Source organism: Kitasatospora sp. NPDC051853, assembly GCF_044452665.1.
Lineage (GTDB): Bacteria > Actinomycetota > Actinomycetes > Streptomycetales > Streptomycetaceae > Kitasatospora.
Map to the genome: position 1 here is coordinate 830915 of NZ_JBITBY010000002.1, position 27000 is coordinate 857914.

General features: G+C 72.7%; 21 protein-coding genes, 1 tRNA gene and 4 pseudogenes. 7 read left to right on the forward strand and 19 right to left on the reverse strand.

The genetic code is table 11. From position 1 onward, the window contains the following. Nucleotides 1-94: 94 nt before the first annotated feature. A complete protein-coding gene (locus tag ACIA8O_RS08475) occupies nucleotides 95-814 on the forward strand; it encodes a hypothetical protein (protein ID WP_396292824.1) in 720 nt (239 codons plus the stop codon). A gap of 12 nt (nucleotides 815-826) precedes the next feature. On the opposite strand, the gene ACIA8O_RS08480 is transcribed toward ACIA8O_RS08475, so the two are convergent. The 3 genes from ACIA8O_RS08480 to holA form a co-directional block, all read right to left on the reverse strand. Continuing rightward, on the reverse strand, nucleotides 827-2578 hold the full coding sequence (locus ACIA8O_RS08480; RefSeq protein ID WP_396292955.1) for a VWA-like domain-containing protein: 1752 nt from the start codon (nucleotides 2576-2578) through the stop codon (nucleotides 827-829). Nucleotides 2579-2679: 101 nt separating this feature from the next. After that, nucleotides 2680-3744, reverse strand: coding sequence for an AAA family ATPase (locus ACIA8O_RS08485; RefSeq protein WP_396292825.1), 1065 nt, complete (start codon nucleotides 3742-3744; stop codon nucleotides 2680-2682). 174 nt (nucleotides 3745-3918) lie between these two features. Further along, nucleotides 3919-4914: a DNA polymerase III subunit delta gene (gene holA / locus ACIA8O_RS08490; protein ID WP_396292826.1), complete on the reverse strand. Its 996-nt coding sequence runs from the start codon at nucleotides 4912-4914 to the stop codon at nucleotides 3919-3921. Between the two features lie 66 nt (nucleotides 4915-4980). On the opposite strand from holA, the gene ACIA8O_RS08495 reads away from it, so the two are divergent. Continuing rightward, nucleotides 4981-5235 carry a hypothetical protein gene (locus ACIA8O_RS08495; RefSeq protein WP_396292956.1) on the forward strand — a complete coding sequence of 85 codons (255 nt, stop codon included), beginning with the start codon at nucleotides 4981-4983 and terminating at the stop codon, nucleotides 5233-5235. A 235-nt stretch (nucleotides 5236-5470) separates the two neighbouring features. After that, on the forward strand, nucleotides 5471-6322 hold the full coding sequence (locus tag ACIA8O_RS08500) for a helix-turn-helix transcriptional regulator (protein WP_396292827.1): 852 nt from the start codon (nucleotides 5471-5473) through the stop codon (nucleotides 6320-6322). Between the two features lie 588 nt (nucleotides 6323-6910). Here ACIA8O_RS08500 and ACIA8O_RS08505 read toward each other — a convergent pair. The 8 genes and pseudogenes from ACIA8O_RS08505 to ACIA8O_RS08540 all read right to left on the reverse strand — a co-directional run. Continuing rightward, nucleotides 6911-8923 (reverse strand): annotated as a pseudogene (locus tag ACIA8O_RS08505) (ComEC/Rec2 family competence protein); the annotation flags it as partial. Nucleotides 8924-8989: 66 nt separating this feature from the next. Then, nucleotides 8990-9691 (reverse strand): helix-hairpin-helix domain-containing protein, encoded by a 702-nt coding sequence (locus ACIA8O_RS08510; protein WP_396292828.1) that lies wholly within the window; start codon nucleotides 9689-9691, stop codon nucleotides 8990-8992. A gap of 364 nt (nucleotides 9692-10055) precedes the next feature. After that, nucleotides 10056-10970: a DegV family protein gene (locus tag ACIA8O_RS08515; protein ID WP_396292829.1), complete on the reverse strand. Its 915-nt coding sequence runs from the start codon at nucleotides 10968-10970 to the stop codon at nucleotides 10056-10058. A 78-nt stretch (nucleotides 10971-11048) separates the two neighbouring features. After that, entirely contained in the window at nucleotides 11049-11786 is a 738-nt protein-coding gene (locus ACIA8O_RS08520) for a hypothetical protein (protein WP_396292830.1), read from the reverse strand. 144 nt (nucleotides 11787-11930) lie between these two features. Continuing rightward, nucleotides 11931-14807 (reverse strand): leucine--tRNA ligase, encoded by a 2877-nt coding sequence (gene leuS, locus ACIA8O_RS08525; RefSeq protein ID WP_396292831.1) that lies wholly within the window; start codon nucleotides 14805-14807, stop codon nucleotides 11931-11933. Nucleotides 14808-15053: 246 nt separating this feature from the next. Beyond that, nucleotides 15054-16334 carry a hypothetical protein gene (locus ACIA8O_RS08530; protein ID WP_396292832.1) on the reverse strand — a complete coding sequence of 427 codons (1281 nt, stop codon included), beginning with the start codon at nucleotides 16332-16334 and terminating at the stop codon, nucleotides 15054-15056. 96 nt (nucleotides 16335-16430) lie between these two features. Then, a tRNA-Ala gene (locus ACIA8O_RS08535) sits at nucleotides 16431-16503 on the reverse strand. A gap of 62 nt (nucleotides 16504-16565) precedes the next feature. Next, nucleotides 16566-18005, reverse strand: coding sequence for an MFS transporter (locus ACIA8O_RS08540; RefSeq protein ID WP_396292834.1), 1440 nt, complete (start codon nucleotides 18003-18005; stop codon nucleotides 16566-16568). Between the two features lie 113 nt (nucleotides 18006-18118). Here ACIA8O_RS08540 and ACIA8O_RS08545 point away from each other — a divergent pair. After that, a pseudogene (locus tag ACIA8O_RS08545) lies at nucleotides 18119-18322 on the forward strand (transcriptional regulator); the annotation flags it as partial. 129 nt (nucleotides 18323-18451) lie between these two features. Here the strand turns inward: ACIA8O_RS08545 and ACIA8O_RS08550 are convergent. Both ACIA8O_RS08550 and ACIA8O_RS08555 read right to left on the reverse strand, forming a co-directional pair. Beyond that, a complete protein-coding gene (locus tag ACIA8O_RS08550; RefSeq protein WP_396292836.1) occupies nucleotides 18452-19582 on the reverse strand; it encodes a methyltransferase domain-containing protein in 1131 nt (376 codons plus the stop codon). 542 nt (nucleotides 19583-20124) lie between these two features. Continuing rightward, entirely contained in the window at nucleotides 20125-20385 is a 261-nt protein-coding gene (locus tag ACIA8O_RS08555) for a hypothetical protein (protein ID WP_396292837.1), read from the reverse strand. A 609-nt stretch (nucleotides 20386-20994) separates the two neighbouring features. On the opposite strand from ACIA8O_RS08555, the gene ACIA8O_RS08560 reads away from it, so the two are divergent. Further along, nucleotides 20995-21837 carry a Scr1 family TA system antitoxin-like transcriptional regulator gene (locus tag ACIA8O_RS08560; protein ID WP_396292838.1) on the forward strand — a complete coding sequence of 281 codons (843 nt, stop codon included), beginning with the start codon at nucleotides 20995-20997 and terminating at the stop codon, nucleotides 21835-21837. Continuing rightward, on the forward strand, nucleotides 21819-22037 hold the full coding sequence (locus ACIA8O_RS08565) for a DUF397 domain-containing protein (protein WP_396292839.1): 219 nt from the start codon (nucleotides 21819-21821) through the stop codon (nucleotides 22035-22037). The genes ACIA8O_RS08560 and ACIA8O_RS08565 overlap by 19 nt, the downstream gene beginning before the upstream one ends. A gap of 73 nt (nucleotides 22038-22110) precedes the next feature. On the opposite strand, the gene ACIA8O_RS08570 is transcribed toward ACIA8O_RS08565, so the two are convergent. The 6 genes and pseudogenes from ACIA8O_RS08570 to ACIA8O_RS08595 form a co-directional block, all read right to left on the reverse strand. Continuing rightward, the gene (locus tag ACIA8O_RS08570; protein WP_396292840.1) at nucleotides 22111-22497 is read right to left on the reverse strand and encodes a hypothetical protein; all 387 of its coding nucleotides are present in this window, start codon (nucleotides 22495-22497) and stop codon (nucleotides 22111-22113) included. Continuing rightward, the gene (locus ACIA8O_RS08575; protein WP_396292842.1) at nucleotides 22481-22840 is read right to left on the reverse strand and encodes a hypothetical protein; all 360 of its coding nucleotides are present in this window, start codon (nucleotides 22838-22840) and stop codon (nucleotides 22481-22483) included. The genes ACIA8O_RS08570 and ACIA8O_RS08575 overlap by 17 nt, the downstream gene beginning before the upstream one ends. 122 nt (nucleotides 22841-22962) lie before the next feature. Beyond that, nucleotides 22963-23796, reverse strand: a pseudogene (locus ACIA8O_RS08580) (phage major capsid protein); the annotation flags it as partial. A gap of 27 nt (nucleotides 23797-23823) precedes the next feature. Continuing rightward, the gene (locus tag ACIA8O_RS08585) at nucleotides 23824-24267 is read right to left on the reverse strand and encodes a hypothetical protein (protein WP_396292843.1); all 444 of its coding nucleotides are present in this window, start codon (nucleotides 24265-24267) and stop codon (nucleotides 23824-23826) included. Continuing rightward, nucleotides 24254-24505, reverse strand: a complete 252-nt coding sequence (locus ACIA8O_RS08590) for a hypothetical protein (RefSeq protein ID WP_396292844.1) — start codon at nucleotides 24503-24505, stop codon at nucleotides 24254-24256. The genes ACIA8O_RS08585 and ACIA8O_RS08590 overlap by 14 nt, the downstream gene beginning before the upstream one ends. A gap of 407 nt (nucleotides 24506-24912) precedes the next feature. Beyond that, nucleotides 24913-26376: a recombinase family protein gene (locus ACIA8O_RS08595; protein ID WP_396292845.1), complete on the reverse strand. Its 1464-nt coding sequence runs from the start codon at nucleotides 26374-26376 to the stop codon at nucleotides 24913-24915. On the opposite strand from ACIA8O_RS08595, the pseudogene ACIA8O_RS08600 reads away from it, so the two are divergent. Next, nucleotides 26357-26956, forward strand: a pseudogene (locus tag ACIA8O_RS08600) (transcriptional regulator); the annotation flags it as partial. The gene ACIA8O_RS08595 and the pseudogene ACIA8O_RS08600 sit on opposite strands and share 20 nt — an antisense overlap. Nucleotides 26957-27000 lie beyond the last annotated feature (44 nt).

Sequence of the window (27000 nt, forward strand, 5' to 3'; positions counted from 1 at the left end):
GGACCTGACGCTCCCTCACGTTCTGCCACGCCCTGGTCACCGATATGGTTCGTGCGACGCGCTCCGTGCGGATCCCGGTTTGGGGGCTCATCAGATGACGCATCAGGTACCGACCAGGACGGACGGCGGCCGGACCTACGCACCGCCGCCGCCCTACCGGCGCCCGCCGCGCCGCAGCCGCCGGCACCTGGTCTGGGGCGCCGCGAGCGCCGCGCTGACCTCGGCGATCTGGGCCGCCGCCGTGCTCACCGTGCCGGGCCTGGTCGCGCTGCCCGAGGGGCCGGCGCCGGACCTCAAGGCGTACCGGGTGGTGGACGACCTGTGCACCGCCGCGAAGCTCAACCGCTTCTCCCAGCTCTACCCCGCGCAGTCCGGCACGCCGTACCACTACTCGACCCGGCACGCGGCGCTGGACGACATGTACTGCAGCAAGTACCTGAAGAAGAGCTCCGGGGAGACGGAGTACTCCTCCCTCTACATGCAGGCCCAGCTGCACCGGCGGACCGACCCGCGGGCCGAGTTCGAGGCCCAGCAGTCCGGGCTGCGGCAGCGCCACTACCAGATCACCGAGGTGCCCGAACTCGGCGAACAGGCCTACCTCGGCTACCTGGACGACCGCAGCAGCTCGGACCGGAGCTGGCACTACCTCACCCAGGTGCTCTACGTCCGGGACGGGGCGCTGACGTACTACCTCAGCTGGTCCGGCTCCTACCAGGAGGGCAAGGGCGTCGAACCGGACCGGGAGACCATCCGGCAGGCGCTGCTGATGGACAGCCGGGACCTGCTGCGCGCCCTGGGGCAGGCGAGCGCCTGACCCGACGCCCCGTCAGCGCAGGCGGAAGACCGGGCCGCGCGGGGTGAAGGGCAGCGCGGCGCCCTGCGGGACCAGGAAGGCGTGCTCGCGGCGGATCCGTACCACGTCGCACTCGCCGTCGGTGATCACCAGCACCGGGGCCGAGGGCGGGAAGTCCTCGGCCCGCTCCAGCAGGTCGACACCGGGCTGCAGCACGGTGCCGCCGCGGCCGCGCACCCGAACCCGGCCGGCGATGTCGTCGGTCGGCAGGAAGCCGGCGTCGTGCGCGGCCGCGTCGCAGAACACCACCCGGGCCGCGGGCACCTCACGGGCGGCCGCGTAGGAGGCGATGGCGCCGAGCGCCTTGCCGAGCAGCTGACGGCTCATCGATCCGGAGGTGTCCAGCACCACGCCGAAGGTGCAGCGGGCGAGCTCCTCGGGCGGGTGGTACCGCCCGGCGCGCGGGATGCCGGGGGTGGAGGCCTGCCGCCGGGACGGACGGGCGTAGCTGCGCACCGGCTGCGGGGAGGGCACGAACTCGTCGAACCAGCGCGCCAGTCGCGCGTCCCAGGGCACCGGCGGCTGGGACAGCGCGCGGATCTCCTCGACCAGGCCGGCCGGGAGGTACCCGCGTCCGCGCCGGTGCAGCTCGAAGCCCTGCTGGAGGCCGCGCCGGTAGAAGTCGTCCAGGTCGACGTAGTCGCGCGGGCGGCCGAGCGGCTCGCCCAGGATGTCGCCCCGGCCCTTCCCCGCCAGGGTGGCCAGGCGGCGGATCCGGCGCTGGTCCCGGACGATCCGGTCGTAGACCTCCTCGGCCGACAGGCCCTTCAACTGCGGGTCGTGGAGCAGCCCTTCGGGCATCTCGCCGACGCCCATCTCCAGCAGCCAGCCGTTGATCACGTAGTCGGCGGCGACGTTGAACAGGTACGGGTCCCGCCCGCCGCAGCGGTCACCGTGCCGGAGCGCGGCGTGCAGCATCTCGTGGGCCAGGACGAAGCGCCACTCCTCCTCGCTGTGGTGGCGCAGCGGGTTGAGGTAGATCTCGCCCGCCTCGGCGTTCACCGCCGCGACGGAGATGCCCTGGGCGCGGGCCAGTTCGGCGTCGGCGACCAGGGTGATCCCGGCGGCCAGGCCGCCGAGCAGCGGGTAGCTGGAGACGAACCAGTTGAGCGCCCTGGTCCAGGGCCGCTCGGGCGCGCGCTCGCCGGTCAGTTCGTCGCGGCGGCCGCCGGCCACGTCCATCGCGGCGGACATGGTGCGGGTCAGCGCGGCGGCGAAGGCCGTCGACCAGTCCGGCGGCCGGCGGGTGGGGTACCAGGGGACGAGCAACTGGTCCGGACTGCTGCCCGCGGTGCCGGGGATCGCGGGCAGCCCCTCCTCGCGCCAGCGGGCGGCCAACTGCTCCTCGTCGCCCGGCGGGATCCGGGGCTGGAGTTCGAACGGGCTGCGGCCGACCGGGAAGGTGGCCTGGAAGCGGTGCACCACCGCGCAGTTGGCGGCCTGCCGGTGGGCATCCGGCTGGGTCCGGCGGCCGTGCTCGGCGGGCAGGTGGCCGAAGCCGAGGTGGAGCAGGCAGTGCGCCAGCACCCAGGCCCACTCGGCCGGTTCGGCGTGGCGCATCCGGGGGTGCGTGAGGTTGGGGTGCAGGGTGCCGTCGGAGTCGATCACCAGCCAGCCGTCGTCCGGCTCGTCCGGGCAGTCCTCGGCGTGGCAGAGGTCGACGGGCAGGGCGGCGAGGGCGTGGTTCTCCTTGACCTTCCGCCAGCCCTCCAGGAAGGCCTCCATCGCCACGTCCCGGGGCTGGGTGCCCTTCTCGGTGGCACCGGCCTTCGTGCCGGCCTTCGTACCGGTCCTGGTGCCGGCCTTGGTGCCGTTCGCGCGCCGGCTCAACGGCGGGCCTCGACCAGGCGGGGCATGTCGCGGGCCGCCTCGATCAGGAACCAGGAGGGCAGCACCGGGTTGCCGTCCGGGCCGTCGGCGATCACCGTCTGGGCCACCTCGACCGAGATCTCGGCCAGTTGGACCAGCAGCGACTTGGCCCGGTAGGCGGTCTGCCGCAGGGAGTCGGAGACCTGCTCCTTGCGGGCCGGGAGCTCCTTCACCAGCCGGCCGCGGAAGGCGTCGGCCAGGTAGTAGAGCAGGTCGCGGTCCTCCAGGCGGTGCGGCCAGCGGGCGTCGCCCTTGAGGATCGCGTCCAGGCCGTAGGAGTTGCGGACGATCTTGATGTAGCCGCTGAAGGAGACCGCGTGCTGCGGGGTGAGCAGACCGTGCGCCAGGACCTTGAGGGTCGGCTCCTCCAGGGTCGGGCCGAAGGAGTGCAGGGCGTCCGAGAGCATGTGCCAGGCGCGCGGGGTGGAGAAGGGCTCCTCGGTCTTGGGCGGGGCGGACCAGAGGTGGTCCGGACGGTCCGTCAGGTAGTCCAGCACCCACGGGTGGACGCCGTTGGTGGCGGCCCAGGTCAGCCAGTCGGCGGCGCTGGCCCGGAGGTGGACGTGGACCAGACGGTTCACCAGGGCGGAGGCCATCGGGCGGGCCAGGGCTCCGTCGGTGGCGCGGTTCCCCGCGCCGATCACGATCGAGCCGGGCGGCAGCTCGTAGGAGCCGATCCGGCGGTCCAGGATGAGCGAGTAGAAGGCCTTCTGCACGTCCGGGGTGGCCGCGTTGAGCTCGTCCAGGAAGAGGCAGTAGGGCTCGGTGCGGGCGATCGACTCCGGCGGGCAGAACCGGGAGCGCCCGTCCTCGGTGATCTGCGGCACCCCGACCAGGTCCTCGGGCGCCAACTGGGTGCCGATCAGGCTGACGCACTCCAGCCCGAGCGACTCGGCGAACTCCCGCACCAGCGAGGACTTCCCGATGCCCGGGGCACCCCAGAGGAAGACCGGCCGGACGGTGGCCAGCCCCAGCAGCAACTCGGGGACCTGGGACGGCGACACGGTGACAGCAGCCTGCAACGCGGGGACTCCTCGGGAGGGTTGGGGATTCCGCGCCAGTGTGCGGGAGGGCCGGGCGGGCCGCACCTGCTTTTCGGGGGCTGCTGCTGTCGGAACGGGATGGGCGGGTGGGAGGTACTGGCCCGAGTGGGAGACGGGCCGACGGAGTGTCAGCGGTGCGCGGCGGGACCGCCGTCAGTACGGGCGGGCGCTCGCACGGGAGGCCCGGGCCACGGCGACCACCGCGCGCTCCAGGGCGTAGGCCGGATCGTCCGAGCCGCCCTTGACGGCCGCGTCGGCCTGGGCGATCGCGGTCAGGGCCGCGGCCACGCCGTCCCCCGTCCAGCCGCGCATCTGCTGGCGGACCCGGTCCACCTTCCACGGCGGCATGCCGAGCTCACGGGCCAGGTCGGCCGGGCGCATGTTCCGCCCCGCGGTGGCGAGGCGGCCGATCGAGCGGACGCCGGAGGCCAGCGCGTAGGTGATGCCGGTGGGCGGCTGGCCGACGGCGAGGGCCCAGCGCAGCCGCTCCAGGGCCTCGGCGGCCCGGCCGGTGACGGCCAGGTCGGCCACCTCGAAGCCGGTGGCCTCGGCCCGGCCGCTGTAGTACTTGGCGACCACCGTCTCGTCGATCGTGCCCTCCACGTCGGAGGTCAACTGACTGCAGGCGGCGGCGAGTTCACGCAGGTCACTGCCGAGGGAGTCGAGCAGCGCCTGACAGGCCTCGGGGGTGGCGGCGCGGCCCAGGGTGCGGAACTCGTTCTTGATGAAGGCCAGCTTCTCACCCGCCTTGGTGAGCTTGGCGCAGGCCACCTCGCGGCCGCCGGCCTTCCGCCCCGCGTCCAGCAGGCCCTTGCCCTTGGCCCCGCCGGCGTGCACCAGCACCATGATGACCTCCTCGACGGGGGCGTCGAGGTACGCCTTGACCTCCTTGACCGAGTCGGCCGAGAGGTCCTGGGCGGCGCGGACCACGATCACCTTGCGCTCGGCGAAGAGCGAAGGGGTGGTCAACTCGGCCAGGCTGCCGGGCTGGAGACCACCCGGGGCGAGGTCCCGCACGTCCGTGTCCGGGTCGGCCTCCTTGGCCGCGGCCACCACCGCCGCGACCGCGCGGTCGAGCAGCAGCTCCTCCTGGCCGACCGCGAGGGTCAGCGGGGCGAGCAGGTCATCGGGTGCACTCTTCCTGGCCATCGCCTACCAGGATCGCATGCGCGGCCGACAGCACCTCGACGGCTGTGCACAATGGTCCCCGTGACCATGAACGACACCCGACAGTTGCTTGTGTTCCCCGACCGCGACGCCGCCGAAGAGGTGGCCGAGGAACTCTCCGCCCGCTGGCCCGACCTGGGCGAGATCGAGGTGGCCCGGGACGCCCTCGCCGGCGAGGACGACGCCGAGGACGCCCAGTGGGTCGTGGCCGTGGAGGCCCCCGAGGACGGCTGGACCCCGGGCCAGCTGCGCGGCCTGGACGAGCTGGCCACCGACCAGGACGGCTGGCGCGAGGAGGGCTGAGCCGCAGCGCCCCGGGCCGCTCGGCCGCCCACCCCTCGGGCCCCCGCCGCTCCGGCCCCGATCGCTCCGGGCCCACCTCCTCCGGGCCCACCTGCTCCGGACTCGCCCGCTCCGGGCCCACCGGTTCCGGCCCCCGCCCCGTGGCGGGGGCCGCACACCGGGCCGCCGCCGGGTCAACCAGGGTGGTACCGGCGGTCCCTGGTACACCGTCAGCCGAGCAGCGATCATGGACCGCATGGACATGGACCGCCGCGAACTCGCCGACTTCCTCCGCCGCTGCCGAGAACGGATCAACCCGCAGGACGTCGGCCTCCCGGCGGGCTCCCGGCGGCGCACCCCCGGGCTGCGGCGCGAGGAGGTCGTCCAGCTCGCCGGGATGTCGGCCGACTACTACATCCGCCTGGAGCAGGCCCGCAGCCCTCAGCCCTCGCCGCAGATCCTCGCCTCGCTGGCCCGGGCGCTGCGGATGAGCGAGGACGAGCGCGACCACCTCTACCTGCTGGCCGGCCACCGGCCGCCGGCCGGGCGCCAGTACGGCACCTTCGTCCAGCCAGGGCTGCTCTACCTGCTGGACCAGCTCAAGGAGACCCCCGCCCAGCTGCTCAGCGACCTGGGCGACCTGCTGGCCCAGAACGCCATGGCCACCGCGCTGTTCGGCACCGTCTGCTCGATCCAGGAGGACGGGCGGAACGTGGTCTGGCGCTGGTTCACCGACCCCGCCGTCCGGGCCGCGTACCCGGCCGAGGAGCACGACCGGCTCGGCCGGGTGCACGTCGCCGACCTGCGGGCGGCGGTGGCCCGGCGGTCCGGGGACGCGGCCTCGACCGCGCTGGTGCGGCGGCTCTCCGAGGCCAGCGAGGAGTTCCGCACGCTCTGGGAGCTGCACGAGGTGGCCGTCCGGCGGACCAGCCGGATGCTGGTCGACCACCCGTCGATCGGGCCGATCAGCCTCGACTGCCAGACCCTGCTCACCCCCGGCGAGGACCAGCGGCTGCTGATCTTCACGCCGCCGCCCGGCACGGCGGACATCAACCACCTGGAGCTGCTGCGGGTGGTGGGGACGGAGCGGTTCAGCACCGCCGGGTGACGCCGCGGCCTGCCCGACGCCCCGGGCGGCAGCTTTCCGGACGGCGGCTCCCCGGGTGACGGCGTGCAGGGTGGCCGGACCGCCGAGGACGGCGACGGCCCCGGCCCGGTCGGTGCGCAGGACGGTGGCGCCCAGGGCGGCGAGCTGGGCCACGGTGCGGGCCGAGGGGTGTCCGTAGGGATTGCCCTCGCCGCAGGAGATCAGGGCCAGCCGGGGGTGCAGTGCGGCGGTCAACTCCCAGTCCTGGTGGGCCGATCCGTGGTGCGCCACTTTGAGGACGTCCACCCGGGACAGCTCGGCCCGGGCCCGCAGGGCGGCCTGGGCGGGTGGTTCGAGGTCGCCGAGCAGGGCGATCCGCAGAGCGTCGGGCGGCTCCCCGACGGTGGCGAGCAGGGCGATGCTGGCGTTGTTCGCCCCCGGGGTGGCCGGGGTCAACGGGTCGACGGGCCAGAGCAGCTGCCAGGAGAGGCCGGGAGCGGCGGTGCGCCGCTCGTCCTGCCGGGCGGTCAGCACCGGCACCTGCGCGGCGGCCGCCCAGGCCAGTACACGGGCCCGCTCGCCCGGCGGCGAGTCCAGGGTGGTGACCTGGAGCGCGCCCACCGAGCGGCCGCGCAGCACGCCCGGAAGCCCTTCGGCGTGGTCCGCGTGGTAGTGGCTGAGGATCAGCAACGGGACGGCCGTGACGCCGAGTTGGCGTAGGCAGCGGTCGGCGGCCACCGGATCGGGCCCCGCGTCCACCACCACCGCGCTGCCGGGCCGACCGCGCACCGGGAGCACCGTCATGTCCCCCTGCCCCACGTCGCACATGACGAAGCGCCAGCCCTCCGGGGGCCAACCGGTGGCCAACCGGACCAGGGACGGCGGCCGGAGCAGGGCCAGCAGGAGGGCGGGCAGCAGCACCGCCGCGAGCAGGGTGCGGGGGCGGCTGCGCCGGCCGAAGGGGCGGGCCGCCCAGACCAGGGCCAAGGTCGCCACCGCCAGTAGCAGGGAGCCGAACAGGCCTCCGGGCCAGTCGAGTTGGGCTCCCGGGAGGGCGGCGCCGTGCCGGGCCACGGCGGCCAGCCAGCCGGTCGGCACCGCCGCGAGGTCGGCCAGGAAGCGGGCCGGGCCCGGGGCGAGCGGTGCGACGGCGAGGGTGGCGAAGCCGAGCAGGGTGGCCGGGGCCACCGCCGCCTCGGCCAGCAGGTTGCACGGGACCGCGACCAGACTGATCCGGGGCGCCAGCAGGATGGTGGCGGGGGCGCAGAGCGCCTGCGCGGCCGCGGTGGCCCCGACGGCTCCCGCCAGGTGCCCGGGCCAGCCCCGGGCCCGGAGCGCGGCCGTCCAGCGCGGGCCGAGGGTGAGCAGGCCGGTGGTGGCGAGCACCGAGAACAGGAAGCCGAAGGAGCGGGCCAGGGACGGATCGACCAGCAGCAGGACCAGGACCGCGGTGGCGAGCGCGGGCAGTGCCTGGCGGGAGCGGCCGGTCGCCAGGGCGAGCAGGCCGACCAGACCGGTGGCGGCGGCCCGCAGGACGCTCGGCTCCGGCCGGCAGACCGTCACGAAGGCCACCGTCAGGGCGGCGCCGAGCAGGGCCGTGGTGCGCAGCGGCAGGCCGAGCAGCCCGGCCAGCCCGCCCCGGCCGGAGGTGCCCGCGGTGGCCGAGGCCCCGGTCAGGACGGCCAGCACGATGGCCAGATTGGCTCCGGACACGGCGGTGAGGTGCCCGAGGTCGGTGGCCCGGAACGCCTCCGTCAGCTCCGACGGCAGCCGGGTGGTGTCGCCGACCACCAGGCCCGGGAGCAGCCCGCGGGCATCGGTGGGCAGGTGGTCGGTGGCCTCCCGCAGCCCGGCCCGCAGCCGGGCGGCCGCCCGCTGGGCGGGGTTGGGGCCGGCCAGCAGCTGCGGGCCGCCCTGCACCACCAGGGCGGCGGCCGTGCTGCGGTACTCCTCGGCGGCGGGCAGCACCCGGGCCCGGGCGCGCACCCGGGCGGACGGGACCAACTGCTGCCAGGCCCCGGCGTCCTGGGCCCGGACGATCAGGGTGACGGGCGTACGGGTGCGGACGCCGTCGGCCCGGTCGACGGTGGCCTCGACGACCAGCAGCGACTGGCCGGGGGTGGTGCCCCGGGCGTGCGAGGAGCGGGGCTCGGGGTCGCCCGTCACGGTGAGCTCGACCGTGGTCAGGACCGTCGGGGCGGCGGGGGCGGGGGCTGGACCGGCGGCAGGGGCGGCGGCAGGGGCGGGGGCGGCGGCGGGGGCGTTCGGGGCGGCGGGAGTTGACGGGGCGTCGGTCACCGGAGGTACCGCGGCCCTGGCCAGGGCCGGGATCGGGCCGCGCTGGAGGTCGGCGGTGTGCAGGGTGGTGACGGCGGCCGCGGCCCCGGCCGCGAGCAGGACGGCGGCCAGCAGGGCACCGGCCCGGCGCGGGCTGCGCAGGGCCGGGATGGCGGCCCCGGCCAGCAGGAGGGCCCCTCCGAGCAGGTACGGCCGGTACTGCGGGCCGAGGCCCAGCACGGTGGCGGTGACCGCCCAGACCACGGCGGTGGGGAGCAGCAGTCGCAGGTCGGGCGGCGCGGCGGGGTCTGCGGTGGCGGTGGTCGCGGTGGCGGTGGTGGGCACGGGTTCACCTCCCTGGCCGGGAACGGGGGTCGGTCGCGGGCGGGCGGGCGGACGATCGGACGGGGCTCAGAGCGTGAGCAGTGCGCGGAGGTCGGCGAACTTCCGCTCGCCGATCCCACTGACCTCGCGCAGCTGGTCGAGGGAGCGGAACGGCCCGTGCTCCTGACGGTGCTGCAGGATCCGCTGGGCCAGCGTCGGGCCGACCCCGGGCAGGGCGTCCAGCTGCTCCCGGGTGGCCTGGTTGATGCTCAGCGGCCCGGCGGCCGGGACGGCTCCCCCGGCGGCTCCCCCGCCGCCGACGGCGTTGGCCGGGGAACCGCCGACCAGGATCTGCTCGCCGTCGGTGAGCACCCTGGCCAGGTTGAGCCCGTCGGTCGCGGTGTCCGGCAGCGGGCCGCCGGCCGAGGTCAGGGCGTCCGCCACCCGGGCCCCACTGGGCAGCGTCCGCAGACCGGGGTGGCGGACCTTGCCCGCGACGTCGACCACCACCGTCGGGCCCGCCGGCGGAACGGGCGGCCCCGGCGGCCCGGCACCCGGACGGGCCGAGGACGGCACGGAGGCGGAGACCACCGCCGTCACGGCGGGGACGGCGACCCGGCCGGGGCGGCCCAGCCAGAAGTGCTGCACGGCGTAGCCGACGGCAAGCAGGAGCAGCACGGCCAGCCCGACCACCGCCCGCCGGTCGAACAGCAGGACCCCCGGAAGCCGGCGCCCCACCACGGCAGCGCCCTCCGGCCCGGCACGCGGCCGCCCCTGACGCTCCGCCACCTCCCCGGCGGCCCCTTGCCCCTGCCCCTGCCCTTGCCGATCGCCGCCCACGGACGACCCCGGCCACTCACCACCCACGGACGCCCCCGGCCGGGACGGCGCCGGCGGGCTCTCCCAGGCCTCGGACCACACGGCGGCCGGAGGCTCCACCCGCTCCCCCTCGGGGTGCGGGACCGGGGGCACGAAGAGGTGGGCCACCCGCCCCCGGACGGTCTCGGTGGTCTCGCGTCGGCGGGCCGCGCCCGGCGTCATCGTTCTCATGGCCAGGACCGTAGGCCCGGCCGCCACCCCCGCCGAGGAAGCGTCACCAGCCTGTGGAAAACCCGGGGTTGTGGACGGCGAAGGTCCCTCGAACGAGGGCGTTTCAGCGCGGCGCGACCACCACGGCGAGCAGCCCGGGCCCGACGTGGGCACCGATCACCGCTCCCACCTCCAGCACCGTCAGCTCCCGCAGCCCGGGCACCCGGGCGCGGAGCCGCTCGGCCAGCGGTTCGGCCCGGTCGTCGGCGGCCAGGTGGTGCACGGTGATGTCCACCTCGTCCGCACCCGCGCACTCCACCGCGATCTCCTCCAGCCGGGCGATCGCCCGCGAGGCCGTACGGACCTTCTCCAGCGGCTCGATCCGGCCGCCCGACAGGTGCAGCAGCGGCTTGACCGACAGCGCGGAGCCGAGCAGCGCCTGCGCCGCGCCGATCCGACCGCCCCGGCGCAGGTACTCCAGGGTGTCCACGTAGAAGAAGCCGCTGGTCCGGGCCGCCCGCCCGGAGGCCGCCGCGACCACCGCTGCGACCACCGCCGCGAGCTCGGCGCCCTCTCCCCCCACCGTCCCGACCCCGGCCGCCCCGCCCCCGGCCGCCCCGTCTCCGGCGGTCTCCAGCGCCTCGGCCGCCGCGAGCACCGCGTGCCCGAGCGCCATCCCGACCAGTCGGCTGTCCACTACCTCCACCGGCAGCGGCGCCTCGGCGGCCGCCAGCCTGGCGGCCTCGACGGTGCCGGAGAGTTCGGCGGAGATGTGCACGGAGACGACGGCCTCGTACCCGGCCTCGGCCGCCGCCCGGTAGGCCTCGGCGAAGGTCTCGGGGCTGGGCCGGGAGGTGGTGACGCGCTGCTTGGACCGCAGGGCCTCGGCGACGTCCTTCGGGGAGATCTCGACCCCCTCGGCCAGCACCTCGTCCCCGACCACCACGCTCAGCGGGACCACCGCGATCCGGTGCCGGTCGACCACCTCCTCGGGGAGGTAGGCCGTGGAGTCGGTCAGGAGGGCGATGCGGCGGGACATGAGGCGGAGGTTACTCCCCCCTCCCCAGCACGGACACCCGGGGAACCTCCGGGGAGCCTCCGGGAGCCCGGAGGAGGGTCAGGACTTCCGCAGACGCTGTGTCAGGTCGGCCGCCAGCCCGAGGAGCTGCTCCGCCGTGACCGGCCGGTCGTTGCTGATCGCCTTCCGTTCCGGCCGGGGAGCGCCCCCCGCCGGAGCCGCGGACGAGGACGGAGCCGAAGCCGAGGACGAGGCCGAAGCCGAAGACGGAGAAGCAGCCGAGCCGGTGTCCCAGTGCCGCAGCGCCCCCGCCTCGGTCTCGCACTCGTCGGCCAGCCGCGCCAGCTCGTCGTCGGCGAAGCGCTGCATCCGGTCCTGGGCCGCCCAGCGCATCGACTCGGCGGCGTGCGTGATCCGCTCGGCCCGCTCCCGCAGTGCGGGCAGCTTGTCGGCCACCCGTCCCGCGTCGGGCTCCAGCTCCAGTGCCTTCAACTCGCCGTCCAGCTCGGCCGCGTGGGCGTCCAACCGGGTCAACAGCTGCAGGGACTCGGCGAGTTGGGAGTCCTCGGCGAGACCGGCCGCGAGCACCTTGCGGGTGGAGTCGAGGGCGGTGCGCAGCGAGAGCCGGACGGCCGAGATCTGGCCCGGGGCCCCGGGCTTGGCGAAGGTCTTGGCCTTCAGGGTGGCGGTCTCGATGGCCCGCCGGGCGTTGGCCTCCTGCTGGGAGAGCTTCCGGGCGGCGGCCTTGCCGGCCTTCACCGCACCGACCGTGATCATGATCAGCAGCGCGACCACGAAGAGCACACCGAGGCCGACCACCACGCCGAGCGCGTCCATCACGAGCCACCTTCCGGGAGACCGACCGAGGGCTCCACAGTAACCGCACGGGTTGCCGTGGAGCCCTCGTCGTAGGGGTCCGTGAGGAGAGATCAGGGACAGCTCAGGGAAACCCCGAGGACCGGCCCCGACGGATCGTCAGCGTCAGCCGGTGACGATGTTGACCAGCTTCGGCGCGCGCGCGATCACCTTGCGCACCTGGGCGTCCCCGATCGCCGCGACCACGGCCGGGTCGGCCAGCGCCAGCGCCTCCAGCTCGGCGTCGGAGATGCCCGGCGCCACCTCCAGGCGGGCCTTGACCTTGCCCTTGATCTGGACCACGCAGGTGACGGTCTCGTCCACCACGTAGGCCGGGTCGGCCACCGGGTAGTCGACGTACGCCAGCGAGCCCTCGTGGCCCAGGCGGCGCCACAGCTCCTCGGCGATGTGCGGGGCCAGCGGGGCGATCATCAGCACCTGCTGCTCGGCCACCTGACGCGGCGTCGAACCGCGCTTGACCAGGTGGTTGTTCAGCTCGATGGCCTTGGCCACCGCGGTGTTGAAGCGCAGGCCCGCCATGTCGCCGCGGATGCCGTCGATGGTCTTGTGCAGCACCCGCAGGGTGGCCTCGTCGGCCTCCTCCTCGCTGACCACCAGTTCGCCGGTGGTCTCCGAGACGATGTTGCGCCACAGGCGCTGCAGGAAGCGGTACGAGCCGATCACCGCGCGGTCGTCCCACGGGCGGGAGACGTCCAGCGGGCCCATCGACATCTCGTACAGGCGCAGGGTGTCCGCGCCGTACTGGTCGGCGAACTCGTCCGGCGCGATGGCGTTCTTCAGGGACTTGCCCATCTTGCCGGCCTCGCGCTTGACCTTCTCGCCCTGCCAGAAGAACTCGCCGTCGCGCTCCTCGACCTCGGCCGCCGGCACCGGGAAGCCCCGGTCGTCGCGGTAGACGTCGGCGGTGATCATGCCCTGGTTGAACAGCTTGTGGAACGGCTCGACCGAGGAGACGTGGCCCAGGTCGTGCAGCACCTTGTGCCAGAAGCGGGCGTACAGCAGGTGCAGCACCGCGTGCTCGGCACCGCCGACGTACAGGTCGGCGCCGCCGCCCGGCTTCTGCTCGGTCGGGCCCAGCCAGTACTGCTCGTTGGCCGGGTCGACGACCTTCTCGCCGTTGGACGGGTCGATGTAGCGCAGCTCGTACCAGCAGGAACCGGCCCAGTTGGGCATGGTGTTGGTCTCGCGGCGGTACTTCTTCGGGCCGTCGCCCAGGTCCAGCTCGACGTTGACCCACTCCTCGTTCCGCGACAGCGGGGTCTTCGGCGAGGAGGTCGAGTCGTACGGGTCATAGGTGTGCGGCGAGTAGTCCTCCACCTCGGGGACCTCGACCGGCAGCATCGACGCGGGCAGCGCGTGCATCGCGCCGTCCTCGTCGTAGACGATCGGGAAGGGCTCGCCCCAGTACCGCTGGCGGCTGAACAGCCAGTCGCGCAGGCGGTAGTTGACGGTGCCCTCGCCGATGCCGCGCCCGGTCAGCCAGGCGGTGACTGCGGCCTTGGCCTCGACCACCGACAGGCCGTCCAGCGACAGGTCGCCGTGGGCGGAGTTGACGATCACCGAGTCGTAGCTGTCGAAGGACTCGTCCCACTCCGACGGGTCCTCGGAGCGGCCGTCGGTGGGCCGCACCACGCAGCGCATCGGCAGGTCGAAGGCGCGGGCGAAGGCGAAGTCGCGGCTGTCGTGCGCCGGGACGGCCATGATGGCGCCGGTGCCGTAGCCCATCAGCACGTAGTCGGCGATGAAGACCGGGACCAGGGCGCCGCTGACCGGGTTGGTCGCGTAGGCACCGGTGAAGACGCCGGTCTTCACCTTGGCGTCCACCTGGCGCTCGACGTCGGACTTGGCGGCGGCCTCCGCGCGGTACTTGGCGACGGCCTCGGCCGGGGTGGCCGCACCGCCCTTCCAGTCCTCGTGGGTGCCGGCCGGCCAGGCGTCCGGGACGATGCCGTCGACCAGCTCGTGCTCGGGCGCCAGCACCATGTAGGTGGCGCCGAACAGGGTGTCGGGGCGGGTGGTGAAGACGGTGATCTTGTCACCGTCGATGCCGAACTCGACCCGGGCGCCCTCGGAGCGGCCGATCCAGTTGCGCTGCTGCAGCTTGATCGCCTCGGGCCAGTCCAGCAGGTCCAGGTCGGCGATCAGGCGGTCGGAGTACGCGGTGATCCGCATCATCCACTGGCGCAGGTTCGACTTGAAGACCGGGAAGTTGCCGCGCTCGGACTTGCCGTCGGCGGTGACCTCCTCGTTGGCCAGCACGGTGCCCAGGCCGGGGCACCAGTTGACCGGCACCTCCTTGGAGTACGCCAGCCGGTACTCGCCCAGCAGCTCGTCCCGCTCGACGCCGGACAGCGACGCCCAGGCACGCCCGCCCGGCACCTCGCGCTCGCCGGACTCGAACTGCGCGACCAGCTCGGCGATCGGACGGGCCTTCTGCGCGGCCTCGTCGTACCAGGAGTCGAAGATCTGCAGGAAGATCCACTGGGTCCAGCGGTAGTACTCCGGGTCGATCGTGGCGATCGAGCGGCGGGAGTCGTGGCCCAGGCCCAGGCGGCGCAGCTGGCGGCGCATGTTGTCCATGGCCGCCTCGGTGGTGATCCGGGGGTGCTGGCCGGTGGCGACGGCGTGCTGCTCGGCGGGCAGGCCGAAGGCGTCGTAGCCCAGGGTGTGCAGCACATTGTGGCCGGTCATCCGCTGGTAGCGGGCGTACACGTCGGTGGCGATGTAGCCCAGCGGGTGGCCGACGTGCAGGCCCGCGCCCGACGGGTACGGGAACATGTCCATGATGAAGCTGTGCGGCTTGGCGACCACGTCGCCGGCGGCCGGGTCGGCCAGGGTGCCGGCCGGGTTGGGGGCGTCGAACGTCCCCTCCTTCTCCCAGACGTCCTGCCAGCGGGACTCGATCTCGGCGGCCAGCGCGGCGCCGTAGCGGTAAGGCTCGGTGGCGGCGGCCTCGGCCGCGGCGGGGGTCGTCTCGCTCATGGTCCTTCGGGCTCCATCTGGGTCTCAGTGCGCGAACGGCGCGAACAGCCGGCTTCGGAAAACAAAAAAGCCCCTCGCAGGAGGGGACGCCACGCCGACTCCGGCCCTCGGGCCGGTCCTGGTCAGCGCGGCCGGCTAAGAAGCAGGCGCACGGTTCGCATGGCCAACAGGGTACCGCACCGCCCAAGGGCGGCTGTCAAGGTATTCGGGACCGCTCCTGACAGCCCGCCAGAACCGTGAGGGCCCTCAGGGCCGCTGGTCGAACTCCCGCAGCGCCCGGGCCACCCGGGCCGACTGCATCCCCGCCGCCAGCCGCCGGGCACCGTCGGCGGTGCGGGCCGCCTCCTCGTGGTCCCCCGTCCTGCGGTACGACCCGGCCAGACGGACCATCAGCAGCGCCTTCGCCCGGGCCCGTTCGGGCGCCAGCACCGCCACCGCCCCGGCCAGCAGCCGCTGGGCCTGCCCGTGGTCGCCGAGGAAGAGGTGCGCCTCGCCGACCATCCCCTCCAGGTCGGCCCGCTCCTGGACCCGCTCCGGCTCCTCCTCCAAGGCCCGGAAGGCCCGCTCGGCCACCGCCTCGGCGCTGATCTGCTCGCCCTTGCGGCCGTGCGCCCGGGCGATCCGGCCCAGCTGGAGCGCCCTCTCACGGGGCGTCAGCACCTCGTCGGCGGCCCGCAGCGCGGTGGAGAGCATGGCGACGGGGTCCAGCCCCCGCCCGCCGGAGACGTAGGTGGCCTGCACCGCCAGGCAGCCGACCGCGCTGACCCCGAGCCGCGGGTCCCCGCTGACGTGCGCGGCGCGCAGCGCCGCGACGAAGGCCCGCTGGGCGGCCGCGTCGTTGCCCAGGTCGTAGCTGGCCCAGCCGACCAGCCGGGCGGTCCGGCTGGCCGCCCCGTACAGCTCCCGGCCGAGCGCCTCGTCGTACGCGCCGAGCTCCAGCAGCTTGCCGATCACGTCCAGCTCGGCCCGGGCCAGGCCGAGGATCAGGCCGCCGCCGTAGGCCCGTTCCAGGCGCTGCTGGCTCTCGTAGCCCAGCCGCAGGTCGGCCAGCTGCTCGGTGGCTATCCGCAGCGCGCCCTCGCCGCCGGTCAGTTCGGGCGGCGGGGAGGCCCAGTCCTTGGCGGCCTGGAGCAGTTCGTCGCCGCGGAACAGGTCGGTCAGCCGGACCGGGCCGGTGTCGGCCCCGGCCTCGCGGAGCGCGGTCTGGGCGGTGTCGGCGGTCCACGGGTCGGTCAGCAGACGGGGCGAGAGCGTCTTGGCGCCCCGGCCGCTGCCCATCCGGCCCCAGAGCTGCTCGTAGGTGACCGCGATGCCGAGCGCCCCGCCGAGCACCTCGCAGACCGTCTGGTCGTGCGGGCTGCGTGGCACCATGCCCCGGTCCCGCCACTTGTAGGGGGCGGTGGAGCTGATCGCCAGGCCGGCCGGGAGCACCGCGCTGACCTCGCGGGCGAGCCGCTCCGGGTTCCAGCCGAGCTGGTGCAGGATGCGGGCCAGCTCCTCGTTGCGTCTGCGCTCCAGGTCGGCCATGCCCCAGACAGTACCGGGCGGCCGCGGAGGTCCCACCGCGATCGGACAAACGAAAGAGGGCCCCTCTCGTTTCCGAGAGGAGCCCTCTTTCTACTGTGGAGCTACGGAGAATTGAACTCCGGACCTCTTGCATGCCATGCAAGCGCTCTACCAACTGAGCTACAGCCCCGTGTCTTTCCGGCGTTTCCCCCGGCGACACCAGTTACTTTACACGCTCCCCGGCGTACTTCCCTAATCCCTTCCGGCGGCCACCGCCCGACGGGTGCGGAGAGCCAGGACGGCGGCGAGCACGAAGGCCACCGCCACCGCCGTGACCGCCGCCCAGAGCGCCCGGCCGGAGTCCGCGGGCGGGGCCGGGTAGGAGACCCGGCCGAGGAAGACGGTGCCGAGCAGCGCCACCCCGACCACCTGGCCGAGCTGAACCACCGTCACCAGCAGACCGCTGCCGTCGGCCGCGTCGGCCGGATCGACCCGGCCGAGCGCGGCGGCGAACAGCGGGCTGTACGCGCAGCCGGCCGCCAGCCCGGCCACCAGCAGCACCACCTCGATCACGACCCCGATCCCGGCCCCGCCGCCCGCCAGTGCGCCGACCACCAGGTACGCCCCGGCCGTGGTGGCCAGCCCCAGCGCCGGCAGCGAGCGGTGCAGCCGCCGCGGCAGCCGCTGCCAGCAGAGGCTGGAGAGGCCGAAGGCGACCGCCACCGGGCCGGAGAGCAGCCCGGCCCGCAGCGCGCTGTAGCCGAGCCCGGCCTGCTGGTGCAGGGCGAAGGAGAACAGGAAGCCGGCGAACCCGGCCATCACCAGGAAGACGGCACCGGCGGCCGGCAGCAGCCCCGGCGCACGGAGCACCCGGGCCGGCACCAACGGCTGACCGCCCCGGGCCCCGGTCCGGTGCTGCAGCACCGCGAACACGCCGAACAGCAGCGCGCTGCCCGCCAGCATCAGCCACCCCCAGCGCGGCCAGCCCAGCTCGTGCCCCAGCACCAGCGGGACCACCAGCAGACCGAGCGCCGCGGCCAGCACCAGCAGACCGGGCAGGTCGAACCCGCGCCCCCGGTCCCCCGGCAGCACCGGGAGCAGCCGCTGCCCGGCCAGCAGCAGCACCACCCCGATCGGCACGTTCACCAGGAAGACCGGCCGCCAGCCGGTGCCGAACAGATCGGCCTGCACCAGCACCCCGCCGACCACCTGACCGACCGCCAACCCGCCCGCCAGCACCGCCGAGTAGAGCCCGAGCGCCCGGACCCGGGCCGCTCCGGTGAAGGTCCGCTGCACCAGGCTCATCACCTGGGGCACCATCAGCGCCGCCCCGGCCCCCTGGAGCACCCGGAAGCCGATCAGCCAACCGGTGCCGGGCGCCAGCCCGCAGGCCAGCGAGGCGGCCGTGAACACCGCGAGGCCGCACTGGAACAGCCGGCCGTACCCGTACCGGGCGCCGAGCCGGGCACCGGTGATCAGCAGCACCGCGTACGCGATGGTGTACCCGGCGATCACCAGTTGCAGGGCCGCGCCGGAGGCCCCGAGGTCGGTCCGGATGGTCGGCACCGCGACGTTCACGACGGAGACGTCCAGCAGGGCCATGAACTGGCCGAGCAGGAGCAGGGCGAGCAGGCGCCCGGGGCGGGTCGGCGCCGCCGGGGCGGCCCCGGGGCGGGTCTGGAGGTCCGTCATGGGCACCAGCCTCCCGGCCGCCGGGTACCGGTGGTTAGAGCCTGCCGATCCTGGTACCGGCAGCACCCGGCAGGGCCGGCCGGCACCGGGTGACGATCCGTCAGGATGGGCGCATGACCGTCCTCGACGAACGCACCCCGCCGCCCGCCGCGCCGGACCGCCGGACCGAGCTGGCCGCCTTCCTCCGCGCCTGCCGGGCCCGGATCACCCCCGAGTCGGTCGGCCTGCCGCCCGGCCCGCGCCGCCGCACCCCGGGCCTGCGCCGCGAGGAGGTCGCGCAGCTCGCCGGGGTGGGGGTCACCTGGTACACCTGGCTCTAACTGTACATCCCTTAGGTTACTCGCCTGACATGCAGGCAATTAGCGGTAACTCACTTTGCCGTAAGGCAAGTTGAGCACATTGCCCGACCTACTGGGGAAGGTTCGGCGAGGTCAGGCCCACACTGGTCAACGGACGGGGTTACCGGGTTGGTCCAGCCAGACGGCTTGGGTACCGTCCGGGCTGATGGTCATCCCGAAGCGGATCAGTTCGGGTTTGCCTTCCTCCAGCCACCACAGGCGGGCCGCTGTGATCTCGTCCCAGAGTCGGCGGGGCCCAGACTGGTGAACGGCGTCCTCTGCATCCCATCGGCTGTACCGGACGGACGCCCATGATTCACCGCCGTCCGAGAGTTGCATGCGGTACGTGCCGTGGGGGTCGGATTCGTCCCAGGCGTGTTCGTACCGGACGCCAGGGACCTGAATGCCGATGGCAAAGGCCGCGTTCACATCCTCCAGGGCTAGGTCCGGGTCCATTGGGGATGCGCTCCGGCGCTCGGGGCCCCGGGTCGGGCCGCTCACGCGGTGCGGTCGCTGGGCCCGCATCCACATGAAGCTGACGTTGCCGACGAACCGGCCGTGCGACGGCTCGCCATCCTCGCCGACCACCAGGCGCAGTAGCCCCGCATTGGCGTACGGCGTGCCCCAGGGAGTCACGATCACGCCGCCGGGGTGAGTCTGCTCCAGCCACGCGGGAGGCACGTGCTGAACGGCTGCCGTCGAGTGGATTCGGTCGTAAGGGGCTCCGCCCGTCCAGCCAGCGAGTCCGTCGCCGACAGTGCAGGTCGGGGCGAACCCTGCTTTGGCGAGCCGATCGGCGGCTTCGGCGGCCACGGCCGAGTCAACCTCGATGGTGGTCACGGCCTCGTCACCAAGTCGGCTGCACAACAGGGCACTTGTCCACCCGGTGCCGGTTCCGATGTCGAGAACGGTGTGCCCCTCGCTCACGTCCAGGTACCGGAGCATGGACGCGACCAGGGACGGCATGGATGCGGAGGATGTTGCCACCCCGGGGCCGTCGTCGGTCCCGTCGTCCACCTGCGTGACAACCACGTCGTTGGCGTTCGCCAACGCCCACCACTCCGCCGGGTTGGCAGCGCGGGTAAGTCGGCGGTAGCCGGTCGCGGCGTCGCTATCGGCGATCCACACGGTGTCCGGAATGAAGGCAGAGCGCGGGGCGCGCTCGAACGCGCCCCGCCACTCCTCGCCCAGAGCGCCCGCCTCGGTCAGGTCAGCGAGCAACTGCGCGTAATTGTCCATGAGTTATGACTCGCTCACTTGCTCGGTGCGGGCGGGATCGGCTTGTTCCACTGCCCGTCGGACTCCTTCGGGGACTGCTGCTTGTCTCCGGAGCTTCCGCCTTTGCCATCTCCGTGCTTGCCCATGTCGGTGTTCCTCTCGATCGCTGGTCGTCAGGTGGTCTGCGTGGCGGTCTTCTTGGTGTCCGGCGGCATCGGCCCGGGGCCCGGGGGCGGGGACTTCAGCGGTGTGCCCATGCTGGCGACTCCTCATAGTGGGTAGAACCGGCGCAGGTAGCGCGCAGGGTCGTGCAGTGGTGCGAGAGACCCGCCCCAGATGATCATGTGAATGAGCTGCCTGGGACGGGAGTTGAAGCCCCAGGGGCACCGAGTCAGGAACGCCGGCGGCCCTGGGGAGCCTGGTGTGACCCCCACCGGCCAGACGTACGGGGGTACGTCTCTTCCCGTGGCGGTGAGGGTCGGTGGCCCGCTCTGCCGACTTGCCCAGCGGCAGGGGCCAGCCCGTTCCACGCACGACCCAGATGTAGCGCGCGGAACGGGGGTTCAGGAGGGGGTCGGCCCGGCTTCGGCGCCCCGGGCCAGGGCGGCGCGGACGCGGGCATGGGCCCGTCGGCGTCGCTGCCACCCCTCCACCCAGTCAGGGCCGAACGCGGTACCGATCATGGCCAGCGACAGGGCCACGAAGCACAGCACCCAACTCCGCGCGCTGGTCGGCTGCACCATGGCGAGGCCGAGGGCGACTCCGGCAGGAGCGGCACCGATCCCGAGGGCCAGCACGCCGGAGAGCAGTGTCACGCGGCTCACGCCGACCGCCGGGGCTGGTCGAGCTTCTGCCGCAGGGCCGTCCGGCGCTTCGCGGCCTCCCGCGCCCGCTCCCACACAACAGCCATTTCCGCCTCCATCCTTGCCGCCAACTCCAGCGCCGCACCCTGCTCGACCGGATTACACGTGTGGGCACGGGCATCCGCCAACTTCTGCGGGGACATGTGGATTTGGGCTCCATCCTCGGCCTGTTGCCGCTCGATACCATCGAGCCACACACAGGTGAAGCACCCGGGCGGCTCGGGGCTCGGCGGGCTCGGCGGGGGGACGTTCACCGGTCACTCCCAACGCCTTGGGCCTCGGGGTCGGCGCACCTCATGCGCTGCCGAACCGGACCGGCGGCCTGATACTCCGCCCGCATCAGAATGAAGTCACCCGGGGCGGCGCGCTGGTCAAACCCAGGGAGGCTTCGCCGATCCGGCACGGTCCACTGCCTGTGCATGCTGCGCCCCTTCGTCCGGCGGGCATCTGCGGCCCGTCACTGGTTCGGTGCTTTCTGTTACCAGCATCGGCGTGGGTGGCTAGCATCGGTAGTCCCCCGAACTTGACTCTTGCCATAGGGGGGACTCAGATCCGAAAGGACGATCGGGCGTGCGCCGTACGGAACTTGATCCATCGTCATCCCCCGCCGCTGCCTTTGGGGTGCAGCTTCGCAGGTCAAGGGAAGCGGGCGGGCTTTCCCAGGTACAGCTAGGGGCGCTGATCGGCTACAGCGACACGTTCCTGTCGTGCGTCGAAAGAGCTACAAAGAATCCCCCTCTCGCACTCGCGACTGCTGCTGACAAGGCTCTGGAGACCGGGGGAACGCTTGAGTTGATGTGGTGGAGCCTCAAGCAGACGGCGCTACTTGAAGGCTTCCCCGAGTACGCCGCACTAGAGGCCAAGGCGGCAGAGATCCGGATCTTTGAACTCGGCATCGTGCCAGGCCTGTTGCAGACTCCGGCCTACGCGCGAGCTCTCGCACAGGCGGCCGTGCGGCGCGGAAGCATCAACCAGGACCAGGCAGACGAACGCGTCGCCTTTCTCGCTGCTCGCCAACGTCTGCTCGACCAGCCATCACCACCACTGGTGTACGCCGTCCTTGACGAGAGCTGCATCATGCGGCCGATCGGCGGCCCGAAGGTAATCGCGGCCCAACTCACCTATCTCGAAGAGCTGGCCAAGCATCCAAAGATGACGATCCAGCTCGCCCCGTACAGCCTCCGGGAGGATGTGCCCTTCACTATGGCCGTCACGCTTCTGACCATGTCAGACAGGTCGGTGGTGGGTTACACGGAGTCCCAGCAACGGGGGCTCCTCGCCCGAGAAACTGCCACGGTCCGCCCCTGGGAAAACGACTACCATCAGCTACAGGTGGAAGCACTGTCGAAGGGCGCTTCTGTGGAGATGATCAGCAAGGTTCGGGAGGAAGCACCATGGGCGGCTACGACCTAAGCGGCGCGGATTACCGCAGCTCGACCTACAGCAACAACGGTGGCCAGTGCATCCAGCCTGCGATGAACTTGCACACTGACCGGGGCATCGTTCCCGTCCGCGACAGCAAGGACCCGAGCGGCCCTGCCCTCGTCTTCCCGGCCGCCTCCTGGGCCGCCTTCGCGACAGCCGTTGCCGATGGCGAGTTCGACACTGTCTGACGCCACGTCAAACACCGAAACGGCCCCGTACCGACCCCGTGATGGGGAGGGTACGGGGCCGTTGTCGTCTCCGTCAGTTCCAGCGCCAGGGGCCGTGGTCGAATGTGCGGTGTTCCTCGTCGTACAGGGCCGGAAGAGCGCGGGCCCAGCCGTCCGCGACCAGGCGGGCGGCCGGGACTATCAGGGCGGCCCAGTCGGTGATGGTGGCGGCGCGGGCCTGTTCCAGGATCAGCAGGCGGTACCGGGAGTACACCGCGTCATCCGGTCGGAGGTGCCGGTAGCGGCCCGCGTCGTCCAGCCACAGGCGGGCGTCGTGACTGAACAGCCGGTCGGCTTCCGGGTGGTCGGAGAGGACGTCCAGGACGTGCTCCTGGTCCGGGTTGTCAGCGGCCACCAGGGCGTGCAGGCGGTCCGTCAGGGAACCGGCGCCGAGCCGGCGGGCTCTACGCCGCCGGGCCACCGCGCACCCCCCAGCGGGCCCGTGCCATGGCCCTGGCTGCCGCAGAGCGGTCCGGGCCTGTCAGGCCGTCAGGGACCTGCTCAGGGTCCGGCATGACGGTCTTGACGATGGCCCATGCTGCCGCGCGTTCCCGGCGGGCCTCCGCCACGGCCGGATTGGCGACCAGTGTTCCCCGGGTACCGGAGATCAGGACGCCGTGGGCGGTCACGGCGGCGTCGCAGTCCTCCGCCCGGTCCAAGTGGGCCCCGGCCAAGGTCAGGGCCTCCTCGGCGAACTCGTCCGGCTCGCACACCTGGCGGAACAACTCCACCAGGCGCACCCCGGCGTTGCGGCCGTCGGGCACGGCGCCCCCTTCCTGTTATCTGTGCACGCGCACGCTTCTGGTGCGCTGGCAATGGGCGGACTGCTATACGCCTGCGGGGGCCGGGGAACCGCTGGAGGGGTTACCCCCCAGGGTGCCCGGCGTCAGGCCGCGAGCGTGATCTTGGTGATGGCGGCGCGGTGGGCGAAGCCGAAGCCGACCCGCATGGTGCCCCGGACCGCGACGCGGTCGGACGTGAAGAACGCATCCGAGGAAACGTCCACCTTCACGTCACGGCGCAAAATCGTGAACACACGGTCGTCCGGCAGGCCCCAGACGGTACCGGCCTTCACGGCCGGGCTGACGTACAGCGGCACGCCGCTGATCAGCCGTCGGGTAGGGGCGGTGGGGTCTGCGCCCAGAAGAGGGACGTTGCTGCCGGTCTGCTGCTTGAGCAGGGCCAGGGCAAGCGCGTCGGTGGGGTTGGCGACGAACGCGGTCAGGGTCGCGCCCACCGTCTCGGCCTGGGCGATGGCCTGGAGGAACGGATCGATGTTGGTGAACTTGGCCCCGGCCTGAATCACGGTGACCCCGGTCAGGGACTCAAGCCCCTTGGGAGCCGGTGCCGGTAGGTTGCCGAAGAACGCAGCGTCGACCTTGGCGGCGATGGAGCGGGCCAGGCCACTGCCGACCACGGCCTGGGCATCGGGGTTGCTGTCGTCGGCCAGCTCGGAGGAGACGACGGACAGCCCGGCGACCTTGGACGGCGTGACGACCTCCTCCCCCAGGGCGGCGTCATCGACGGGGATCTCTCCACCCTCGTCCACCCAGGCCGCCCCAGCGTCCTCCACCACCAGGGGCAGGTGCATCCGGGTGGACTGGGTGGCCAGGTTGGTGGAGACCTGGAAAGCGACCGATCCCGTCTGAACGGGCTGGACAATCAGGGCGGCGTACGCGTCCGGGGTGAATGCGGCAACGCCGGGCGTGGTGGTGGAAGTGGTTAAGGTGCGGTCTCCGGTTTTCTCTTAGCGGGTGGGCGGCTGAATGTGACCGACGAAAGCCGTGCTGCCGCGTCCGGCCTTTCGTTCCTCGCGGGCGCGGCTGAATGCGGAACTCCACTGCGTTGCCGGTGCCAGTCCGCTGGGAGTCAGTCCGCCACTTCCGAGCCCGGTGGGCTTGCTGGCGTGAATGGCGGCGCTGAGCGTGTGCGCCAGCTCTTCCAGGTTCTCGGCGGGGTGGTCCTTGAATGCCCGCAGGATTTCCGGCGTCACGTACGGCGTGCGGCGCGCCAGGTCCGTGATCAGGTCCTCCCGGTCGCGCTCCGCCTTGTACTGCTCCAGCTCGGCCACCCGCTGGCGCAGGGCCGTGAGCTCGTCCGGAACGCCGGCGGCCAGGGTCTCAGCCAGGGCGCCCTCCACCGGGGGCCCTGTGGCCGCTTGCGGGGCCTCTGGCAGGTCAGTGGAAGACATCAGCACTCTCCACGCTGGTGACGCCAGACAGCGCCAGACGGCCGTCCTGGGCGCTCAGTGCCCCGGCCGCGCAGGCCCGGGTGACGGCGCCCTGGAGGCCCAGGGCCTCGGCGGTCCGCTTCTCCCGGTACTCGGCGGACAGCTCGGGGCACCCTGCCGTCAGCGCGGAAGCGGCAAGCTCGCCGAGAAACGCAATGTGCTGCCGAGCGAGATTGATCCGGACATGAATTTCAGACATGGGGCGCTCTCCGTCCCGCAAGGCCCGGGGCAACAGACGGCCCGCACGGCAAATGGTCCCTACGTGGATCCAGAGAGAGCGAAGGTAGAGCGCCAGTCAGGCGTGTAGAAGTGTAGCTTTGAACCCCAGGATCTGTTTAGGCCCTATATATGTAGGCGTTAACCGTGAAACAGATGCAAACCTACACTTCTACACGCCCCTTCGCCGGAAAGGGAAACGGGTCGACTCGGGGCATGGCGTGCTGAATGTAGGACGGGACGCCGAACCTGGGTTAGAGCCTATGCGTATAGGTGTTTTACGTGGATCACCTACAAAACCTACATTCAACACAACCAGCACCCCCTAGAGACGCCAAACGGCCCGGCCCCGGGACTCTCCCAGGGCCGGGCCGTCGTGCTGTCGGGCCGTCAGGCGCTCACCAGGGCACGCCGTTCAGCCACGGTGGCCGGGCGGGTGAGCTTGTTCCTCTGCCGGGGTGGCTTACCCCACTCGATCACCACACGGTCGCCCGGAGTGCTCGCCGGGAGGATCGTCACCCGCAGGCCCTTCTCTGCCAGCATGCGGCGCTGCGTGGCCTCGTCAGCGCCCTCCCAGGCGTCGGACAAGGTCGAGTCCAACGTCACGTACGTGGTGGTCACTTCCGGGGCGTGCTCGGCCGTCAGCCGCGCCGTGGTCTCGGTGATCTCAGCCAGCTTCGCGGTCAGCCCGTCCAGCGCGGGCCCCTGCACCTTCGCAATCGCGGCGATCACACGCTCCTGCGAGGCCGCCAGATCGGCCAAGGCACCCGAGTGGTCGATGCCGCCGGTGTGAACGGCCTTCACCAGTTGCTCGGCGCCGAAGCGGGTGTGGAACTCGATGGACACCAAAGGCTCGACAATGCTCGCCATGATCGACCCGTGCCCGTTCTCGCACTGATAGACCGGCTTGCCTCGGTTGGACTTGCTGCCATTGAAGGCGCACCGCTGGACGCAGTCCACGAACCCGGCCAGGAACGGCGCTGCCGACCGGGGCGCGTACTCACCCCGAGCCAGCTCGTCCAAGCGCAGGCGCACGCGCGCGTAGGTGGTCGCATCCAGTACCTCCGGAGCGAACTGCACGGGGGTGACGCCGTCCTCCCGTACAACGAGTTCGCCCTTGTACTTGCGCCAACCGCGCAATGTGACCCCCTCCAACAGCTTCTTCCACTGCTGACGGCCGATCGGCAGGGGCTTGGACGTGCTGGCCAGGGTCCCGCCCGCCAGCAGCTCTCCGACGGCCTTGATCACCAGCGGCACCATCGCACTGTCCGCGTCCAGGTATGCCGGGGCCTTCGGGTGCTCCCGTACGGTCTTGAACGGGAACGGCGCGGTCCCGGAGATCCACCGGCCCTGCTCCCGGCGTTCCTGGTGCGCGGCCAGGATGCGCTCCGTCATCATCTGGCGCTCCCACTCCGCCAGCGCCACCAGGATGAGGGCGATCAGGCGCCCGCCGGGGGTGCCCGTGTTCAGCGAGCCGTCCGACGTTGCCAGGATGACGCGCTTGCCGGGCGTCTCTGCCCACTCCACCAGGTGCAGGAACTCCCGGACGGAGCGGCTGTAGCGGTCGAGCTTCCATGCCCACACGTGGGTCGGCTGATATGCCATGAGGCCGGACAGCCCTTCGCGGTCATCAAGAGGGGCCGCGCCGGACACGCCGTCGTCGATGAACACCTTGGCCGTGCACGGGTCGTACCCGGCAAGCTCAATGGCTGTCTGGCATGCCTTGAGCTGGACGTCCAACGACGTGGAAGCGTCGTCCGCACGCGACAGGCGCAGGCTGATCGCAAGGCGGGCCTCGGGGCGGAAGGTGGCGGGTACGGTGGGTGCAGAGGTCATGCTGGCCTGGGAGCGCACGGGTCGCTTCTCCGTATCGGGAGCGGTGAACAGTTCCCTCGAACAGGGCCGGCCGATCAACGCCAGCGAGCAGGTGCTCGCCGCGGTGGGCCGGACCCTGCTGCTGGACCGGACCGAACTCGACCACCTCTACCGGCTGGCCGGCCTCAGCGCCGTCCGGCGGACCGACCCGGCCCGGCCCTCCCTGGACCCGGCGACCCAGCAGATCCTGGACCAGCTCGACCCGCTGCCCGCCGCGGTGAACAACACCCGCTACGACCTGCTGGCGCACAACGCCGCGTACGACCTGCTGTTCCCCGGCGCGACCCGCCCCGCCGCACCGGGCGGGCGGCGGAACAGCATGTGGTGCGCCTTCACCGTCCCGCCCTGCTGCAACCCCTTCGTGAACCGGGACACCGAACTGCCCCGGATGGTCGGGGTGCTGCGCGGCGCGTACGGACGGCACGTCGGGGAGCCGGTCTGGGAGGAGTACGTCCGCGACCTGGCGGCGGCCAGCCCGGAGTTCCGCGAACTGTGGGCCCGTCAGGTGGTGGCGCCGCCCCGCTCGGCCCTCAAGGTCTTCCGGCACGCGGCCGTCGGGGAGCTGCGGTTCGGCCTCCTACCTGACCATGCCGAGCGCGCCCG